General features: G+C 61.0%; 17 protein-coding genes. 7 read left to right on the forward strand and 10 right to left on the reverse strand.

Annotated features, from left to right (window positions below):
• Positions 1–35: 35 nt before the first annotated feature.
• The 3 genes from ACF8EA_RS17880 to ACF8EA_RS17890 are packed head-to-tail and all read left to right on the forward strand — an operon-like array spanning position 36 to position 2903.
• Entirely contained in the window at positions 36–1157 is a 1122-nt protein-coding gene (locus ACF8EA_RS17880; protein ID WP_392522814.1) for a glycosyltransferase family 4 protein, read from the forward strand.
• On the forward strand, positions 1150–1914 hold the full coding sequence (locus ACF8EA_RS17885) for a DUF2334 domain-containing protein (RefSeq protein ID WP_392506637.1): 765 nt from the start codon (positions 1150–1152) through the stop codon (positions 1912–1914). The genes ACF8EA_RS17880 and ACF8EA_RS17885 overlap by 8 nt, the downstream gene beginning before the upstream one ends.
• Positions 1911–2903 (forward strand): lysylphosphatidylglycerol synthase transmembrane domain-containing protein, encoded by a 993-nt coding sequence (locus tag ACF8EA_RS17890; RefSeq protein WP_028697494.1) that lies wholly within the window; start codon positions 1911–1913, stop codon positions 2901–2903. Before ACF8EA_RS17885 ends, ACF8EA_RS17890 begins: the two co-directional genes overlap by 4 nt.
• Before the next feature lie 231 nt (positions 2904–3134).
• Here the strand turns inward: ACF8EA_RS17890 and purU are convergent, their stop codons facing one another.
• On the reverse strand, positions 3135–3986 hold the full coding sequence (purU, locus tag ACF8EA_RS17895) for a formyltetrahydrofolate deformylase (protein ID WP_003251921.1): 852 nt from the start codon (positions 3984–3986) through the stop codon (positions 3135–3137).
• Between the two features lie 284 nt (positions 3987–4270).
• Between purU and mvaT the strand changes: the two genes are divergently transcribed.
• Entirely contained in the window at positions 4271–4648 is a 378-nt protein-coding gene (gene mvaT, locus ACF8EA_RS17900) for a histone-like nucleoid-structuring protein MvaT (protein ID WP_003251920.1), read from the forward strand.
• Positions 4649–4720: 72 nt separating this feature from the next.
• Here mvaT and sbcB read toward each other — a convergent pair whose 3' ends face one another.
• The 3 genes from sbcB to ACF8EA_RS17915 form a co-directional block, all read right to left on the reverse strand.
• Positions 4721–6154: an exodeoxyribonuclease I gene (sbcB, locus tag ACF8EA_RS17905; protein WP_021785798.1), complete on the reverse strand. Its 1434-nt coding sequence runs from the start codon at positions 6152–6154 to the stop codon at positions 4721–4723.
• Between the two features lie 57 nt (positions 6155–6211).
• Positions 6212–6571, reverse strand: a complete 360-nt coding sequence (locus ACF8EA_RS17910) for a PilZ domain-containing protein (protein ID WP_012053641.1) — start codon at positions 6569–6571, stop codon at positions 6212–6214.
• 123 nt (positions 6572–6694) lie between these two features.
• On the reverse strand, positions 6695–7081 hold the full coding sequence (locus tag ACF8EA_RS17915; RefSeq protein ID WP_392522816.1) for a tol-pal system YbgF family protein: 387 nt from the start codon (positions 7079–7081) through the stop codon (positions 6695–6697).
• Positions 7082–7261: 180 nt separating this feature from the next.
• On the opposite strand from ACF8EA_RS17915, the gene pyk reads away from it, so the two are divergent.
• The gene (gene pyk, locus ACF8EA_RS17920; RefSeq protein ID WP_021785800.1) at positions 7262–8716 is read left to right on the forward strand and encodes a pyruvate kinase; all 1455 of its coding nucleotides are present in this window, start codon (positions 7262–7264) and stop codon (positions 8714–8716) included.
• Positions 8717–8842: 126 nt separating this feature from the next.
• On the opposite strand, the gene groL is transcribed toward pyk, so the two are convergent.
• The 5 genes from groL to ACF8EA_RS17945 form a co-directional block, all read right to left on the reverse strand.
• Positions 8843–10483 carry a chaperonin GroEL gene (groL, locus tag ACF8EA_RS17925; RefSeq protein WP_021785801.1) on the reverse strand — a complete coding sequence of 547 codons (1641 nt, stop codon included), beginning with the start codon at positions 10481–10483 and terminating at the stop codon, positions 8843–8845.
• Between the two features lie 50 nt (positions 10484–10533).
• Positions 10534–10827 (reverse strand): co-chaperone GroES, encoded by a 294-nt coding sequence (locus ACF8EA_RS17930; protein ID WP_003251905.1) that lies wholly within the window; start codon positions 10825–10827, stop codon positions 10534–10536.
• A 241-nt stretch (positions 10828–11068) separates the two neighbouring features.
• Positions 11069–11530: an FxsA family protein gene (locus ACF8EA_RS17935; protein WP_392522818.1), complete on the reverse strand. Its 462-nt coding sequence runs from the start codon at positions 11528–11530 to the stop codon at positions 11069–11071.
• A gap of 65 nt (positions 11531–11595) precedes the next feature.
• Positions 11596–12327 carry a HugZ family protein gene (locus ACF8EA_RS17940; RefSeq protein WP_323600873.1) on the reverse strand — a complete coding sequence of 244 codons (732 nt, stop codon included), beginning with the start codon at positions 12325–12327 and terminating at the stop codon, positions 11596–11598.
• Positions 12328–12409: 82 nt separating this feature from the next.
• On the reverse strand, positions 12410–13420 hold the full coding sequence (locus tag ACF8EA_RS17945; RefSeq protein ID WP_021785803.1) for a DUF481 domain-containing protein: 1011 nt from the start codon (positions 13418–13420) through the stop codon (positions 12410–12412).
• Between the two features lie 163 nt (positions 13421–13583).
• On the opposite strand from ACF8EA_RS17945, the gene ACF8EA_RS17950 reads away from it, so the two are divergent.
• A complete protein-coding gene (locus tag ACF8EA_RS17950; protein WP_014592266.1) occupies positions 13584–13937 on the forward strand; it encodes an MGMT family protein in 354 nt (117 codons plus the stop codon).
• 43 nt (positions 13938–13980) lie between these two features.
• A complete protein-coding gene (locus ACF8EA_RS17955) occupies positions 13981–15528 on the forward strand; it encodes an AmpG family muropeptide MFS transporter (RefSeq protein ID WP_021785804.1) in 1548 nt (515 codons plus the stop codon).
• A gap of 157 nt (positions 15529–15685) precedes the next feature.
• Here ACF8EA_RS17955 and ACF8EA_RS17960 read toward each other — a convergent pair whose 3' ends face one another.
• Complete coding sequence (locus ACF8EA_RS17960; RefSeq protein ID WP_392522820.1) at positions 15686–16930, reverse strand: MFS transporter; 1245 nt, start codon at positions 16928–16930, stop codon at positions 15686–15688.
• Positions 16931–17022 lie beyond the last annotated feature (92 nt).

Raw genomic sequence — 17022 nt, forward strand, 5'->3', positions numbered from 1 at the left:
CGCCGGATGACAGACCCGAAGACGATCCCGGAGGGATGCTGATCGTGCACATCGCCGACATCACCATGTTCTACGCCCCGGCCAGCGGTGGCGTACGTACCTATCTTGATGCCAAACATCACCGTCTCGACGCCATTCACGGCGTACGCCATAGCCTGTTGATTCCTGGGGCCAGTGCCCAACACGCCGATGGTATCTATCAGGTACCTGCGCCGCCCTTGCCGTTTGGCAAAGGCTACCGCTTTCCGGTACGCCTGGCCCCCTGGTGCAACACACTGCGCATGCTCAAGCCCGACCTGATCGAAGTTGGCGACCCCTACCTGACCGCCTGGGCGGCGCTGGAAGCACGGCGCCAGCTCGACGTGCCAGTGATCGGCTTCTACCATTCCGACCTGCCGTTACTGGTCAGCAACCGCATGGGCAACTGGTTCGCCCCCAATGTCGAGGCCTACGTCAGCAAGTTATACGGCAATTTTGACCGGGTACTGGCCCCCAGCCAGGTGATGGCCGAAAAATTACGCCGTTTGGGCGTGCGCGATGTCCATGTGCAGCCGCTGGGCGTTGACCTTGCCACTTTCCACCCCGCCCGGCGCGACCCACATGTACGTGCCGAACTGGGCATTGCCGATACCAGCCGCCTGTTGATCTATGCCGGCCGAGGCTCGCGGGAAAAGAACCTGCCGGTGCTGCTTGACTGCATGCGGCAACTCGGCCACCCCTACCACCTGTTACTGGTAGGCTCGAGCATGCCGGCCAACGTGCCGCACAACGTCAGCGTCATCGATCACTTCTGCCCGGCTGCAGAGGTGGCCCGGCTGATGGCCAGCGCCGACTTGTTGGTGCATGCTGGCGACCAGGAAACATTCGGCCTGGTCATTCTCGAAGCGATGGCCAGCGCCACGCCCGTGGTGGCCGTGCGCGCCGGTGCCTTCCCTGAAATCATCAACGAACAGTGCGGCCGCCTGTGCATGCCCAACGATGGTCGGGCCATGGCGTCAGCCGTGCGCGAGGCGTTCGAGGCAGGTATACGCGAGCTCGGTGTGCAGGCCCGTCACCATGTAGAGCAACATTATTCGTGGGATAACGTGGTGGCTGGCCTGCTGCAGCACTACCAGGCCGTGCTCGGCCACCAGCCACAGGTGCGCGCCCATGCTTGAGCCCTCCGCGAGCCAGCGCAGCCTCATGCTGGTGCTGCATGATGTTGCCCCGGAAACCTGGCCGGACTATGAACCGTTCGTAGAGGCCGTGGACGCGCTGGGCAACGTGCCAATGACATGGCTGGTTGTCCCGGACTTCCATCGGCGTAATCCGCTGCACCGGGCACCTACGTTCTGCCGCCTTCTGGACGCACGCCTGGCCAAAGGCGACGAACTGGCGCTTCACGGCTATGCCCATGCAGACGAAGGACCCGCACCGCGCAACCCCGTCGACTACTTCATGCGGCGCATCTATACACATGAAGGCGAGTTCTACAGCCTTGATGAGAGCGAAGCACTTACCCGCCTACAGGAGGGCCTGGCACTGTTCGAGGGCCAAGGGTGGCCTGTGGCAGGGTTTGTCGCACCTGCCTGGCTCATGAGCCAAGGCACGCGGCAAGCGCTGTGCCGCCTGCCACTGAAATACACCAGCACACCGCAGCATTTGTACCGTTTGCCGGACTTTACGGCCATTGATGCGCCAGGCCTGGTCTGGAGCGCCCGAAGCGCATGGCGTCGCAAACTGTCCCGCACGCTGTGCGACTGGCAATGCCAGCGCTGGCGGGACGCAAGCACAATACGCATGGGGTTGCACCCTGTAGACATGCGCCATCGCTCATCCCGTGATTATTGGCTGCGAACACTGGAGAAACTGTTGAAGGATGGTCGCGAACCATTGACCAAATCTGCCTGGCTGGAGCGCCAGGGGGCAGCATGAAGCGTTGGGCCTGGTTGGCGCTGGCATTGCTGGGTGCAGCGCTGGTGCCAGCGTTGCTGGGTGGTAGCGAGCTGCTGCCGCGACTGAGCCGGTTCGACCCGCACTTGCTGCTCATGCTGCTAGGCATGATTCTGTTGTGCTGGGTCATCAATGCGCTGCGCCTGCGCCTGTTGCTGGGTGAGCAGGCAAAACAGTTGAGCCATGCTCGCAGCCTGGGCGTGGTCATGGCCACTGAATTTGCCATCTGCACCACCCCTGGCGGCAGTGGTGGGCCGCTGACCCTGATGGCCCTGCTGGCGCGAGACCGCATCAGCCCGGCACGCAGCGGCGCCGTTTTTGCCATGGACCAGTTGAACGACCTGGTGTTCTTCTTCTGCGCAATGCTGGCGATTGCCGGCTACGCGCTGTTCCACAGCCTGGGCCACAGCCAGGAAAGCATGTTGCTGGGCAGTGCGTTACTGCTGTGCACAGCGTTGGCCGGGGTGATCGGGCTGTCGCGCTATCGGCGTCCGATAATGCGCATGAACGGCAGGTTGCTGCAGCGCATGGGGATGGGTCAGCCGCGCAAACGCCGCTGGGCGCGCAAACTGCTGCACTTTGTCGCAGCACTGGCGCAGACCTGGCGCCTGCCCAAGCGCACGTTGAGCCTGGTATTCACCCTGACTTGCGCCCACTGGGGGCTGCGCTACAGCGTGTTGTACCTGGTGCTGCGGGGCTTGGGGGTGGACCTGCAGTGGATTCCCAGCTTCCTGGTGCAGATGCTGTCGCTCAGCGCCGGCCAATTCAGCCTGCTGCCTGGCGGAGCCGGGGCCGCCGAGCTGACGTCGGCCAGCCTGTTGACGCCATTGGTGGGCAGTTCGACCGCGGCTGCGGCAATCCTGATATGGCGGGCGGTTACTTACTACTTTTATCTGCTGGCTGGTGGGCCGGTGTTTGTGTGCCTGCTTGGGCGTCCGCTGCTGGAGCGCTGGCGGCGTCAGGCGGGTTGAGCTGTTGCCAGAGCTCGGCGGCGCCGGGGAATTCGGTGCCATCCGTGTCATCCAGGGCTTCAGGGTCGTAGCGGGCCAGGCAGCCTTCGCCAAGGGTCGGTGGAGGTGAGGCGGCGGGGTTGTTGCGTTGCCTGGCCATTGGCGTTTCACCCAAGATTGCCGGGGCGCTGTGCACCCCTGTCGCGACAGGGCTGCACCGCAGCCCAGAATCTCACAGCAAACCAAGTGGTGTCAGTCGAACACCACAGTCTTGTTACCATGCACCAGCACGCGGTCTTCCAGGTGATAACGCAGGCCACGGGCCAGCACCATCTTCTCCACATCACGGCCAAAGCGGACCATGTCCTCGATGCTGTCAGCATGGCTGACACGTACCACATCCTGTTCGATGATCGGGCCGGCGTCCAGCTCTTCGGTGACGTAGTGGCAAGTCGCGCCAATCAGCTTCACGCCCCGCAGGGCGGCCTGATGGTAAGGCTTGGCGCCGACGAACGACGGCAGGAAGCTGTGATGGATGTTGATCACCTTCTCGGCATAGTCCCGGCACAGTTGTGGCGGCAGGATCTGCATGTAGCGGGCCAGTACCACGACGTCGGCGGCATGCTCCTGCACCAGGCGCGACACTTCGGCAAAGGCCGGGGCCTTGTCCTTGGGGTCGACCGGAACATGGAAGAACGGAATACCGTGCCACTCGACCATGCTGCGCAGGTCGTTGTGGTTGGAAATCACGCAAGGGATCTCGCAGTCCAGCTCATCGGTGTGCCAGCGGTGCAGCAAGTCTGCCAGGCAGTGCGACTCACGGCTGGCCATCAATACCACGCGTTTTTTCTGAGCCGAGTCGGTAATGCGCCAGGTCATGGAGAACTCTTCCGCGATCGGCGCAAACGCTTCACGGAAAGCTTCGATACCGAACGGCAGCGATTCAGCGCGGATTTCATGACGCATGAAGAACCAACCGCTCTGCTCATCGGAGTGGTGGCTGGCTTCGTTGATCCAGCCATTGTACAAGGCCAGGAAATTACTGACTTTCGCCACGATGCCTACACGGTCGGGGCAGGCGATCACCAGACGATAGGTGCGCATGAATGAGACTCCAGAACTTCGCAAAGGCGCCTATTCTAGCGGCCCGCCAGAAAAAACGCAGTATTGATCGCTGCCACGATGGCATATGCAGGCGCGAAAACGCAGCAGGGGCTCTGTCTGACAGACATGACGAATCGTCTGGGCCGTATGTAAAATTTTGTTCACGTAGAGAAATGCTGTCACAGCTTAATTAACAGTTAATTGCCCATTCTTATGTTTACTTGCGAGTATTGCCTGTCTATTATTGGCCCACACATTTCTGAACACGCATTAAGGAACACTCCATGTCCCTGATCAACGAGTACCGCGCTACCGAAGAAGCCATCAAGGAACTTCAGGCCCGCCTGGCCAATCTGTCGCAGGATGACAAGCTGAAGAAAGAACTGGAGTTCGAAGGCAAACTGCGCACACTGATGGGCGAATACTCCAAGTCGCTGCGCGACGTGATTGCCCTGCTCGACCCAGAGTCGAAACTGAGCAAGGCACCTCGTGGTTCGGTCAAGACTACCGCCACCAAGCGCGCACGCAAGGTCAAGCAATACAAGAACCCGCACAACGGTGAAGTGATCGAAACCAAAGGCGGCAACCACAAGACCCTGAAAGAGTGGAAAGCCACTTGGGGCGGCGATGTGGTTGAAAGCTGGGCAACCCTGCTGGACTGATTATCCGCATACGCCTCTTGCTTCGCACAACAAAAACGCCGGCACACTGCCGGCGTTTTTGTTTACCTGCCATCAGCCGATTGAATAGTTTTCCTGCAATTGTCGAGCATGCATTTGCCAGGCCTCCAACACCCGCCTGCCCGCCTCGTCGGCGCCCTCCCAGGCTTGCTGGCGTGCCTGTTCGAAGTCGCCCAAGGTATTCGGCGCGCCCCACTGCGGGTCGCTCAGGCGTTGCTGGCAGAAGCCATACCAACGTTGCCGCTCTTCGCCGGTCAAGGTTTCAGGGAAGTTACGTGCCCGGTAGCGGAACAACAGCTCTGGCAAACGCGGATCATCGAACATCCAGTGGCCATGGCTCAACTGCGCCGGTTCCAGCGCACGAACTTGCTCGCATAAGCGCCGGTCGCGGTCACCTATAAAACCCTCATACAACTGCTGTTCCGGGTCCTCACTCGGGGCGAACTCGTCCTTGCCATAGATGTGCTCCAGCTTTTCTTGCCATTGCGCCTGTTGATTGGCCAATTGTTCGCCGCGCGATTGTAACAACGTCAAGTCCAGGCCCAATCGCTGTTGATCGACCGGGCGCAATACCGACAGCGGCGCCACTACCGGGCAACGATTGATCTGCACCAATTTGAGCGGTACCGGCAATTCACCTTCAGCCAATTCATCATGCCGGGTGTACAAACGCTGACGCAAAACTTCAGCACTTTCCCGTAGTAACGGTAGGGTTTCCTGATGCAGGTCGCAGACAATCAGTGCATTGCGATTACGCGGGTGCCAGGCCAGTGGCAATACGACACCCAGGTAATTGCGCGCCGCCGAAAAACGTCCGGATATATGCACCAGTGGCTGCAACAAACGGATCTGCTCCATCACTTTATGCTTGCTGCGCAGCTGAAACAGCCAGTCATACAACTTGGGTTGTTTCTGCCGAATCAGGCGAGCCAAGGCAATGGTTGCCCGCACGTCGGAAAGCGCTTCGTGGGCATGCCCATGGTCAATGCCATTGGCCTTGCTCAGCAGTTCAAGACGCAGACTGGTGCGCCCGTCCTGTTGTGGCCATTGAATACCCTCCGGGCGCAGGGCATAGGCGGTACGCACAATATCGATCAGGTCCCAGCGGCTATTGCCTCCCTGCCATTCACGGGCGTACGGATCGAAAAAGTTGCGGTAAAGGCTGTAGCGGGTCACCTCATCGTCGAAGCGCAGGGTGTTGTAGCCGGCACCACAGGTGCCCGGTTGCGCCAGTTGGGCATGCACACGGGTCATGAACTCGGCTTCGCACAAGCCCTGCTCCGCCAGCAGTTGCGGCGTGATGCCAGTCACCAGGCAGGCCGCCGGGTGCGGCAGGATATCGTCCGACGGCCGGCAATAGAGACTGATCGGCTCGTCGATCTCGTTGAGGTCGAAGTCAGTGCGCACGCCGGCCACCTGCAGCGGCCGATCGCAGCGCGGGTTGATGCCGGTGGTTTCATAGTCGTGCCAGAAAATGCTGGAGGTCACGGGGTCGTCCTGTATCGAGGTCGACCCGATTCTAGCGCGATTCTGAAAAATGAACGTTCAGACGGGCGCGTTGGCGGGGCGGAAACTGAAATAGTCGCGCAATGAACGAACGAAATCATCGTACTCGCGCGGAGACTGCAGCAGCATGAAGCCCGAATCGTAATGCCCAGGCGTCTGGTCCTCACGGCACCACAGGCAACTGGCAGTGAGGTTGACGAACTGGTGCCCGCCGCCAGGCAGGGGCATACGCAGTTGCAGCTCGTAATCGGGCCCGACCAACACAGGTAGCTGGCTGATGACCATCAGCCCATTTTCAGAGGCATTGCCTAGCTGACCGATCTCCTGACCGGTAAAGCGGTTGAATACCTTGAGGACACAAGGTAGCTGATGACGTTCGATGTGGCGCTTGTTGAACATGATCGCGAGTGTATTCCGTACCTGATGCCAGGAATACAAAGTACTGGCGGTTGTTGTAACAACTGAGTTACAGATTAGCGCAGCACGCGCAGCAAATCTCGTGAAATTAACCACACCTTTGTGTTAGCGCCAAGGTACGCTCGTCACCGGGTTGGCCACGGCTGTTTCCGCACCGCGCAAATGGCCGAGTTTTTCCAGGGTCTGCAGGCGCGCCCGGGCGCGATAGGCATACTCGTTGCCCGGGTACTGCTGGATCAGGTACTGATAGGTCTGCGCCGCATCCACGTACAACGCCTGGCGCTCCAGGCACTGGCCGCGCAGCAATGACACTTCGGGGTGGATGAACGGCCGGGCACGGCTGGTGCGATCAACCTGCGACAGTTCGAGCATGACCCGCGCGCAATCGCCGCGGTCGTAGGCGCGGTAGGCATTGTTCAGGTGGTGGTCCATGGACCAGCGGGTGCAGCCGACGGTGCTGGCGGCCAGGGCTAAAACGATCAGGGCTCGCATGGGGATCTCCTTTGATGCCAGTGTATCGGCGTTTGCCTGCAAATCTTCACACCCTTTTGCAAGGATACCCTGCCCCGTTCAAATGCCACCCTGCCCTGGGCGTAGGTAGTGCAACGGAACAATGACTACAGCGAGATTCAGGAGTAGCCTTTCGCTGCGCTTCACTATAGGAGTCTGTGCATGAGCATCCGCCGCACCAAAATCGTCGCCACCCTTGGCCCCGCCAGCAACTCGCCGGAAGTGATCGAACAACTGATCCTCGCCGGCCTGGACGTGGCACGTCTGAACTTCTCCCACGGCACGCCGGACGAGCACAAGGCCCGCGCGCGCCTGATTCGTGACATCGCCGCCAAGAACGGCCGCCATGTTGCACTGCTGGGCGACCTGCAGGGTCCGAAGATCCGCATCGCCAAGTTCGCCAACAAGCGCATCGAACTGAAGATCGGTGACAAGTTCACCTTCTCCACCGCCCACCCGCTGACCGAAGGCAACCAGGACATCGTCGGTATCGACTACCCCGACCTGGTCAAGGACTGCGGCGTTGGTGACGAACTGCTGCTCGACGATGGCCGTGTGGTCATGCGCGTCGAAACCGCCACGGCAGACGCCCTGCACTGCGTGGTGATCATCGGTGGCCCGCTGTCGGACCACAAAGGCATCAACCGTAAAGGGGGTGGCCTGACCGCACCGGCCCTGACCGAAAAGGACAAGGCCGACATCAAGCTGGCTGCGGAAATGGACCTGGACTACCTGGCCGTGTCCTTCCCGCGTGACGCCAGCGACATGGAATACGCCCGCAAGCTGCGTGACGAAGCCGGCGGCAGCGCCTGGCTGGTGGCCAAGATCGAACGCGCCGAAGCAGTTGCCGATGACGAGACCCTCGACAAGCTGATCGCCGCCTCCGACGCGGTGATGGTTGCCCGTGGTGACCTCGGCGTGGAAATCGGCGACGCCGAGCTGATCGCCATCCAGAAGAAGATCATCCAGCACGCCCGCCGCAACAACAAGGCAGTGATCGTGGCGACCCAGATGATGGAGTCGATGATCCAGAACCCGATGCCGACCCGCGCTGAGGTGTCCGACGTGGCCAACGCCGTGCTGGACAACACCGATGCGGTGATGCTGTCGGCCGAAAGCGCCGCCGGTTCCTACCCGATCGAAGCGGTCCAGGCCATGGCACGCATCTGCCTGGGTGCCGAAAAGCACCCGACCAGCCAGAAGTCCAGCCATCGCCTGCACACCACCTTCGAGCGCTGCGACGAAAGCATCGCCTTGGCGGCCATGTACACTGCCAACCACTTCCCGGGCGTAAAGGCGATCATCGCCCTGACCGAAAGCGGCTACACCCCGCTGATCATGTCGCGCCTGCGTTCGCATGTACCGATCTTCGCCCTGTCGCCGCGTCGCGCTACCCAGGCGCGCGCCTCGATGTTCCGTGGTGTGTACCCGATTGCCTTCGACCCGGCCGCGCTGCCGGCCGACAAGGTGAGCCAGGCAGCGGTCGACGAGCTGCTCAAACGTGGCCTGGTGGAGCAAGGTGACTGGGTGATCCTGACCAAGGGTGACAGCTACCACACCATCGGTGGCACCAACGGCATGAAGATCCTGCACGTCGGTGATCCGCTGGTCGGTTGATCCACTCTTTTCACAGCACAAGGCTCAAGAGCAGCCTTGTGCTGTGAAGAGGCCCCGACAGGAACAACAAAAAGCCCCGGTTCTCGCGAACCGGGGCTTTTTGATGGTGCAGGGGGTAAGGCTGGCTTACATCATGCCGCCCATGCCACCCATACCGCCCATATCAGGCATGCCAGCAGCTGGCTTGTCTTCCGGCAGGTCGGCAACCATGGCTTCGGTGGTGATCATCAGACCGCCGATCGAAGCAGCAGCTTGCAGCGCCGAGCGAGTAACCTTGGCTGGGTCCAGGATGCCCATCTCGATCATGTCGCCGTATTCACCGGTAGCAGCGTTGTAGCCGTAGTTGCCCGAACCTTGCTTGACCTTGTCAGCAACCACGCTTGGCTCATCACCGGCGTTGGCTGTGATCTGGCGCAGCGGGGATTCAACAGCGCGACGCAGCAGCGCGATACCGACGTTCTGGTCTTCGTTGTCGCCTTTCAGGTCGACGATGGCTGCCAGGGCGCGAACCAGGGCAACACCACCGCCAGGCACCACGCCTTCTTCAACGGCTGCACGGGTAGCGTGCAGGGCGTCTTCAACGCGGGCTTTCTTCTCTTTCATTTCAACTTCAGTGCCGGCACCCACCTTGATTACGGCAACACCGCCAGCCAGCTTGGCCAGACGCTCTTGCAGCTTCTCACGGTCGTAGTCCGAGGAAGTTTCTTCGATCTGGGCACGGATCTGCTTGACGCGTGCTTCGATCTCGGTGTCAGCACCAGCACCGTCGATGATGGTGGTGTTTTCCTTGGACAGGATGACGCGCTTGGCGTTACCCAGGTGCTCCAGGGTAGCGGTTTCCAGGGACAGGCCGATTTCTTCGGAGATGACCTGGCCGCCAGTCAGGACGGCGATGTCCTGCAGCATGGCCTTGCGGCGATCGCCGAAGCCCGGAGCCTTGACTGCAGCAACCTTGACGATGCCGCGCATGTTGTTGACTACCAGGGTAGCCAGCGCTTCACCTTCAACGTCCTCGGCAACGATCAGCAGTGGGCGGCCGGCCTTGGCAACGGCTTCCAGAACTGGCAGCAGCTCACGGATGTTGGAGATTTTCTTGTCGACCAGCAGCAGCAGCGGGCTTTCCAGCTCGGCAACCATGGTGTCCGGCTTGTTGACGAAGTACGGCGACAGGTAGCCACGGTCGAACTGCATGCCTTCTACGACGGACAGTTCGTTTTCCAGGCCCGAGCCTTCTTCAACGGTGATCACGCCTTCTTTACCGACTTTTTCCATGGCTTCGGCGATGATTTCACCGATGGAGTTGTCGGAGTTGGCAGAGATGGTACCAACCTGGGCGATGGCCTTGGAGTCGGCGCATGGCTTGGACAGGTTCTTCAGCTCGGCAACAACGGCAGCAGTGGCCTTGTCGATACCGCGCTTCAGGTCCATCGGGTTCATGCCGGCAGCGACGGCTTTCAGGCCTTCGTTGACGATGGCCTGAGCCAGAACGGTAGCGGTGGTGGTGCCGTCACCGGCAGCGTCGTTGGCCTTGGAAGCAACTTCCTTGACCAGCTGGGCGCCCATGTTTTCGAAAGCGTCTTTCAGCTCGATTTCTTTGGCGACGGAAACGCCGTCCTTGGTGATGGTCGGCGCGCCGAAGCTCTTGGCCAGTACCACGTTACGGCCTTTCGGGCCGAGGGTCGCTTTTACCGCGTCAGCCAGAACGTTGACACCAACCAGCATTTTCTTACGAGCGGAATCACCAAATTTTACGTCTTTAGCAGCCATGATCGTTTAATCCTTGAAAAACTTTGGAGTAACGGGAAGTCGGGGGGAAATCAGCCTTCGACAACGGCGAGGATTTCGTTCTCGGCCATGACCAGCAGGTCTTCGCCATCGACTTTCACGGTGTTGCTGCCCGAGTACGGGCCGAAAACCACTTTGTCACCCACTTTCACGGCCAGCGCGCGAACTTCGCCGTTGTCCAGAACGCGACCGGTGCCGACGGCTACAACTTCGCCGCGGTTTGGTTTTTCAGCGGCCGAACCCGGCAGGACGATACCGCCAGCGGTTTTCGATTCTTCTTCGCTGCGACGGATGACTACGCGGTCATGCAGAGGACGAAGTTTCATTGTCGATCTCTCCCAAATTGTGGTTTTCATCGGCCGGTTCGACACCGGCGGTTTTGATGCTGTCCGGCGTTGCCGGGGGTGGCCCGCTGTGAGCGAACCACCTGTGTAATGTCTGGTGTTGCCACCAGAAACCTTGCGGTGACCACATACATGAGGCCGCCATATTCAATTACAAGGCTCGATATGGAAAATTTTTCATCAGGCCGAAAAAAACCGGGGCCGCTTGCGCGGCCCCGGTCTTTTACTTGTCGCGGCGCTCGTACTCGCCTTCGATCACGTTCGGGCGGTGCCCGCCATCTCGCGGCTGCGCCTGGAAGGGGTCGTCCTGGAATGCACGCTTGCGCATCGCCTGGGCCTCGGCACGCTCGCGCATCTTGCGCGCCGCCAGGCGGCGGGTGAACGGCAGCAGGCACAGCACACCCAACACGTCGCTGATGAAGCCTGGCAGCAGCAACAGGCCACCACCCACGGCCAGCATCATGCCCTGGAACATGTCCTCGGCGGGCAATTCACCGCGCTGCAGGCTTTCACGGGCGCGCAATGCGGTAGCCAGGCCGGCTACCCGCATGACCAGCACACCCAAGGCGGAGCCAGCGATGATCAGCAGCAACGCCGGGAAGAAACCGATTGCCGCGCTGACCTTCACGAAGACGAACAGCTCCAGCACAGGAAAAATCAGAAACAGCAGTAGAAAAGCACGCATCAAGGGTTCCTCGACGGAAGATAACCTTCCAATAAGACCTCAGATGGATGCCTGCGCTCCGGATTTCAACCCTCGGTTTGCATCACAAGCGGCCATTTGTCAGCGCGAGCCAGCAAAACCAAGGCCTCGCGGACTTGTGTCGGCGTGTTGCAAGTTGTCGGGAAAGGCAACCAGTGCACTGCCTGGCCGATGCGCAGGTGCATGCCTTCGCTGTCTACCCCGACCATCTGCGCCGTTACATGCTGTGGCAACCCGGCCAGTTCGACGTAGTGGGCAATGGCATTGGCGTGATCGCTGTTCATGTGTTCGATCATGCTCCCCTCGGCCTTGCCGGCGAACGGGTTGGCCAAGGTCACATGGTCAAGCCAGTGGATCGCACCGAAGCCGCCGATGTAGCGGTGGCGCACCGGTTGCAGCACCCAGAAATCGAAGTCGTGGGCCTTGTGGTAGTTGGCCGCGTCCGGGAAATAGCGGTAATAGCGTTCGGCGGCGGCCTCGATGACGGCCTCGTCGACCAGCTTGTGCGCTTCGGCCATCACCGTCAGGCGCCCTACCGCCTGCACATCTTCAGCCTCGCGCTCACCCACCAGCAGCGAACACTTGGGGTCCTTCAGCAGGTTATGGGTGTGCTGGGCAATGCGGCTGATCAGGATCAGCGGGTTGCCCTGGGCGTCCAGGCAGTACGGCACGACCGAACCAAAGGGGTAGCCAGGCATCGACCTGGAATGGGTCGAAAGCACGCCTCGGTATTCCTTGAGCAGCAGTTCCCGGGCGGGGCGGATGGCGTTGGTACTCACTTGAGGGCGGCTCCTGGCGGACGGGTTGGGGACAAGATAAGCATTATCAGCTGCCTGTGCCAATGACCTGCATCCTGATGCCTTACCAGGTAACGCCAAAGCCCGCGGTATAGCGTGTCTTGTCCAGGTCACTTTCACGCGTGCCGGTGATGATATCCTTCTCTGCCTTGAGGTTGAGCGAGGCCCACTCGGTGACCTTGTAGCGCAGGCCAACCTCGGCATCCAGCGAGTAGTCGGCCACGCCACCCAGCGGCTTGGCGAACTCGCCGTTGGTGAACAGCTGCACGTTCTTGCCGATCAGGTAGCGGGTGTAATCCCACTTCACGGCCGCAGAATAGAAATTGTCCTTGCCGCCGTCCTGATACTCGAAGTCAGTACGGTTGATCAGTGAGCCCAGCGAGAACGCGCCCAGCTCATCGTCCCAGAACTGGTAACCCGGGCCGGTACCCACGGTGCGCTGGCGGGCCAGGTCTTCGATGTGATCGCGCTTGTATTCCGCACGCCCCTGCCAGAACCACTTCTCGGTCATGAAGCGGTCCAGAGCGTACTCGGCGCTCCAGTTGTCGGTGGTGGTAACGTCGTCCTTGGTCTCGCGGTTGTACTCACCCTCGGCGTTGTGCCGCCAGCGGCCATGGCGGGCAGTGGTCTTGAAGCCCACGTCATAATCGTCGGTGTCGTTCTCGGCGCGCTTGTAGTCCAGCGCCACGTCGACATTGCCTTTCCACACGAAATCCTCGACCAACGGCTTGGGCTTCATGATCTGCTCGATGCTGGCCAGCTCCACCGTCTTCGGTGAATCGCCATTGGCCAAGGTCACCTTGCCTGGCTCGGCGGCCTTGAGCGACTTGGCTTTCTCTCCGCTGTAGGCGTCCTGCTTGACCAGCATCTCCTGATCGCTTTCCAGCGTCTGGACCTGTTTCCAGTCCAGGGCGATGGACCCGCCATAAGGGGTTTCCAGCAGCAGCTTGCCGCCGTCGAAGACCTTGATCTTGCCACTCAGCCGGTCACCGTTCTTCATCCACACAGTGTCGGCGAACACCGGAGAGGCGCACAGGGAAACAGCAAGAAGGCACAACAAGGATCTAGAATTCATAAACAGGCTTTGTTTGCGGACTAAGGTTCGATTTGACGAAAAAGCCGGGCATTATCCAGATACCCACGACCAGAGCAAGGACAGACCGGGAGCATGCCGTTGAGTTCAACTCTCATTTGCCGGACCACCGGTCCGGTTTCATCTGCAGCCCAAGGCGGGCGAGATGTCTGATGGATATGAGCACGCCCTTGATTCGGCCGAGGGCCGACGAACGGCGCTGTATTCCGTACTTGGCCAAGTACCACCTGGCAAGGTGGTGAGCTATGGCCAACTGGCCGAGCTGGCTGGGCTTGGCCGTGCGGCGCGCTGGGTTGGGCGCACTCTGGGGCAGTTGCCTGCAGACACTCGCCTGCCTTGGCATCGGGTGCTCGGCGCGGGTGGCCGGCTGAGCCTGGCGCTGGGTACACCGTCAGGCGATGAGCAAAGGGCGCGATTACGCGGGGAAGGTGTGAATGTAAGCAACAATCGTGTGGATATGACGCGCCATGGCTGGCGCCCAATGGAGCACAGCGGTTAGAGTGCGCGCTTTGTTTTCGAAAACTTGAGGCAGATGTTGGCCCATGCCCCGTAAAACCTGGCGCGCTGCGCTTGCTGCCTATGCCAGCCCGTCAACCTTGGTACTTTTGCTACTCGGTTTCGCCGCCGGCCTGCCGTACATGCTGGTGTTCTCGACCCTGTCGGTATGGTTGCGCGAAGCCGGCGTTGCCCGTGAAACCATCGGTTACGCCAGCCTGATTGGCTTGGCCTACGCCTTCAAGTGGGTCTGGTCACCGCTGCTCGACCAATGGCGCCTGCCGTTGCTTGGCGGCCTCGGGCGCCGGCGCTCGTGGCTGCTGTTGTCGCAAGCGCTGGTGGTGATCGGGCTGGTCGGCATGAGCCTGTGCGACCCGCAACAACACCTCTCCTGGCTGATTGCCATGGCCGTACTGGTGGCCTTCGCCTCGGCTACCCAGGACATCGCTGTCGACGCCTACCGCCTGGAAATCGCTGATGACCAGCGCCAGGCCGCGCTCGCTGCCAGCTACATGGCCGGCTACCGGGTGGCTGCCTTGCTCGCCACGGCCGGTGCCCTGTTCTTCGCCGAGTGGTTCGGCTCTACCGGCTTCAGCTACCTGCACAAGGCGTGGGCCGGCACGTACGTGATGTTCGGGGTGATGATGCTGCCCGCCCTGTTCACCACCTTGGTCATGCGCGAACCGCCAGTGCCCATGCGCACCCAGCTGTCGGCAGCGCGCTACGGGCTGGTGCACCAGATGGCCTCGGTGTTCGTGCTGATCATCCTGCTGGTCTCGGTACCGGCCAGCTTCACCCAGATGTTCAACACCGGCTGGTCCAGCGTGATCTCCGGTGATGCCACGCCGCTCGACCTGCTGCTGGAAGACCGCGCCTTCCTGCGCCTGATCCTTTACGTGCTGTTGTCCTGGGCCTGCCTGTCGAGCCTCGGTCGTCGCGGCCTGGCCCCCGTGCTGACCCCGATCAACGACTTCATCACCCGCTACCGCTGGCAGGCTCTGCTGCTGCTAGGCCTGATCGCCACCTATCGCATGTCGGACACGGTGATGGGGGTGATGGCCAACGTGTTCTATATCGACATGGGCTTCACCAAGGACCAGATTGCCAGCGTCAGCAAGATCTTCGGTCTGATCATGACCCTGGTCGGCGCCGGAGTTGGGGGCCTGCTGATCGTACGTTTCGGTATCATGCCAATCCTGTTCATCGGCGGCGTAGCTTCTGCCGGCACCAACATCCTGTTCCTGATGCTGGCTGACATGGGTCCGAACCTGGAAATGCTGGTGGTGACCATCTCACTGGACAACTTCAGCTCCGGCATGGCTACCTCGGCCTTTGTGGCCTACCTGTCAAGCCTGACCAATCTGAAGTTCTCGGCGACCCAGTACGCACTACTCAGTTCGATCATGCTGCTGTTGCCGCGGCTGATCGGCGGGTATTCGGGCGTTATTGTGGAGAAGTTCGGCTACCACGACTTCTTCCTGATCACTGCTTTGCTGGGTGTGCCTACGCTGATCCTGATCGCCCTGCAGTGGCATCAGGAAGCCGGGCGGGGAACCCCGGTGGCGGAGGAACACTCCGCAGCTGAGCGGCCCTGAAGGTTTGTGTTGCCTGTGCAGGCCTCTTCGCGGGTGAACCCGCTCCTACACCGGGCCGCGTCGCCTTGTAGGAACGGGTTCACCCGCGAAGAGGCCGGGCCGCGTCGCCTTGTAAGAGCGGGTTTACCCGCGAAGAGGCCGGCACAGGCAATACCGATTATCGAGCTACAGCCCCTTCCCCAGGCCGCCCACCCACCACAAACCACAGCGGCCACAGCGCCAACGCCCCTGCTACGCCCGCCGCCAGGGCAAAATGCAGCAAGCTGGCACCAGCGCCAATCATCGCCAGCAGCGCCCCGCCGAGCCCAAGCAAGGCAATGGTGATCATCCCCAGCATGGCCGAAACCAGCCCCTTGCTCTGTTCACTGGAGAACAGCGTCATGCGGTACAGCACCGCATTGGCCACGCCTAACCCCAGCGCGTACAGCGACATGCCGGCCACCACACTGGTCACGCTGGGCCAGTACCAGGTCGCCAGCACCATCAGGCACAGGCCGGCCAGGTATGGCCAGAGCGCGCCACGCACCAAGGCTGGCAGCGGGTAGCGATCAGCAATACGGTTGATGATCAGGTTACCGAGGATCAGCCCGCCAAACACCGGCAACTGCCACAAGGCATACTCCAGGGTACTCAATCCCTCATCATGAATCAGCAGCACCGGCGACAGGCCGATCCAGCCAATCAGCGGTAAACCGACCAACCCAAGGGCGGCGCTCCCTGCAACGAAGCGGCGGTTGGCCAGCAACTGGCCATAGCCCGCCAACAGTGGCAGCAGGTGGATCGGCGTGAACGCCAGCCGCGAGCCGTCACGGCGTTCCACACCCAGGGTTTCCGGCATCAGGCGATACAACAGCAGCCAGGCCAGCACTGCGCCGATGGCGAACGCCACGAACAGCCAGCGCCAGTCCAGCCATTGCAGCAGCAAGGTGCCCACCAGCGGCCCGAGCAGCGGCGACAGCAAGGCGATGTTGGCCAGCAGGGCCATCATGCGTACGGCATCAGCCTCGCTGAAAGCCTCGTTCAGGGCCGGGTAGCTGACAGTGACCACAAAACCCAGGCCAATGCCCTGCAACAGGCGCAACAGGTTGAACAGGCCTATGTCCTGGACCCAGAAAGTCGCCAGGCACGCCAGGCCGAAGAACGCGCAGCCGACCAGCAGCAGCGGGCGCCGTCCATAGCGGTCGGCCAACGGGCCGATCAGCCATTGCAGTACCACGCCCCCCAGCAGGTAAAGGTTGAGGGCATGGGGAATGTACTCAGGGCTGGCGTCGAGGTCGCCGACCACAACCGGCATGGCCGGCATGACCGCGTCGCTGGCCAGGTAGGTCAGTAGCTCGAACAGGGCCAGCGTCAGGCCGAACAGCAAGGCGCGCAGAGGGGTGATATACAGCAGTGGTTTCATGATGGCGTATCGGGTGTGGCAGGCGGGGTCAGGCTATATGCCAGAAATGGTCGGAAATTGCTGTGAACAAGTGTAATCAGGGCAGGAAAAAA

Origin of the sequence: Pseudomonas sp. YQ_5, from assembly GCF_043103305.1 — a bacterium.
Taxonomy (GTDB): Bacteria; Pseudomonadota; Gammaproteobacteria; order Pseudomonadales; family Pseudomonadaceae; genus Aquipseudomonas; species Aquipseudomonas putida_Y.

Coding starts and splice junctions, on each gene's coding strand:
- ACF8EA_RS17880 (WP_392522814.1), top strand. CDS start 36: ATGCTGATCGTGCACATCGCCGACATCACCATGTTCTACGCCCCGGCC.
- ACF8EA_RS17885 (WP_392506637.1), top strand. CDS start 1,150: ATGCTTGAGCCCTCCGCGAGCCAGCGCAGCCTCATGCTGGTGCTGCAT.
- ACF8EA_RS17890 (WP_028697494.1), top strand. CDS start 1,911: ATGAAGCGTTGGGCCTGGTTGGCGCTGGCATTGCTGGGTGCAGCGCTG.
- purU (WP_003251921.1), bottom strand. CDS start 3,986: ATGCGCACCTATCGTCTGGTGATCGCCTGCCCCGACCGTGTAGGCATC.
- mvaT (WP_003251920.1), top strand. CDS start 4,271: ATGTCCCTGATCAACGAGTACCGCGCTACCGAAGAAGCCATCAAGGAA.
- ACF8EA_RS17910 (WP_012053641.1), bottom strand. CDS start 6,571: ATGTTCAACAAGCGCCACATCGAACGTCATCAGCTACCTTGTGTCCTC.
- ACF8EA_RS17915 (WP_392522816.1), bottom strand. CDS start 7,081: ATGCGAGCCCTGATCGTTTTAGCCCTGGCCGCCAGCACCGTCGGCTGC.
- pyk (WP_021785800.1), top strand. CDS start 7,262: ATGAGCATCCGCCGCACCAAAATCGTCGCCACCCTTGGCCCCGCCAGC.
- groL (WP_021785801.1), bottom strand. CDS start 10,483: ATGGCTGCTAAAGACGTAAAATTTGGTGATTCCGCTCGTAAGAAAATG.
- ACF8EA_RS17930 (WP_003251905.1), bottom strand. CDS start 10,827: ATGAAACTTCGTCCTCTGCATGACCGCGTAGTCATCCGTCGCAGCGAA.
- ACF8EA_RS17935 (WP_392522818.1), bottom strand. CDS start 11,530: ATGCGTGCTTTTCTACTGCTGTTTCTGATTTTTCCTGTGCTGGAGCTG.
- ACF8EA_RS17945 (WP_021785803.1), bottom strand. CDS start 13,420: ATGAATTCTAGATCCTTGTTGTGCCTTCTTGCTGTTTCCCTGTGCGCC.
- ACF8EA_RS17950 (WP_014592266.1), top strand. CDS start 13,584: ATGTCTGATGGATATGAGCACGCCCTTGATTCGGCCGAGGGCCGACGA.
- ACF8EA_RS17955 (WP_021785804.1), top strand. CDS start 13,981: ATGCCCCGTAAAACCTGGCGCGCTGCGCTTGCTGCCTATGCCAGCCCG.
- ACF8EA_RS17960 (WP_392522820.1), bottom strand. CDS start 16,930: ATGAAACCACTGCTGTATATCACCCCTCTGCGCGCCTTGCTGTTCGGC.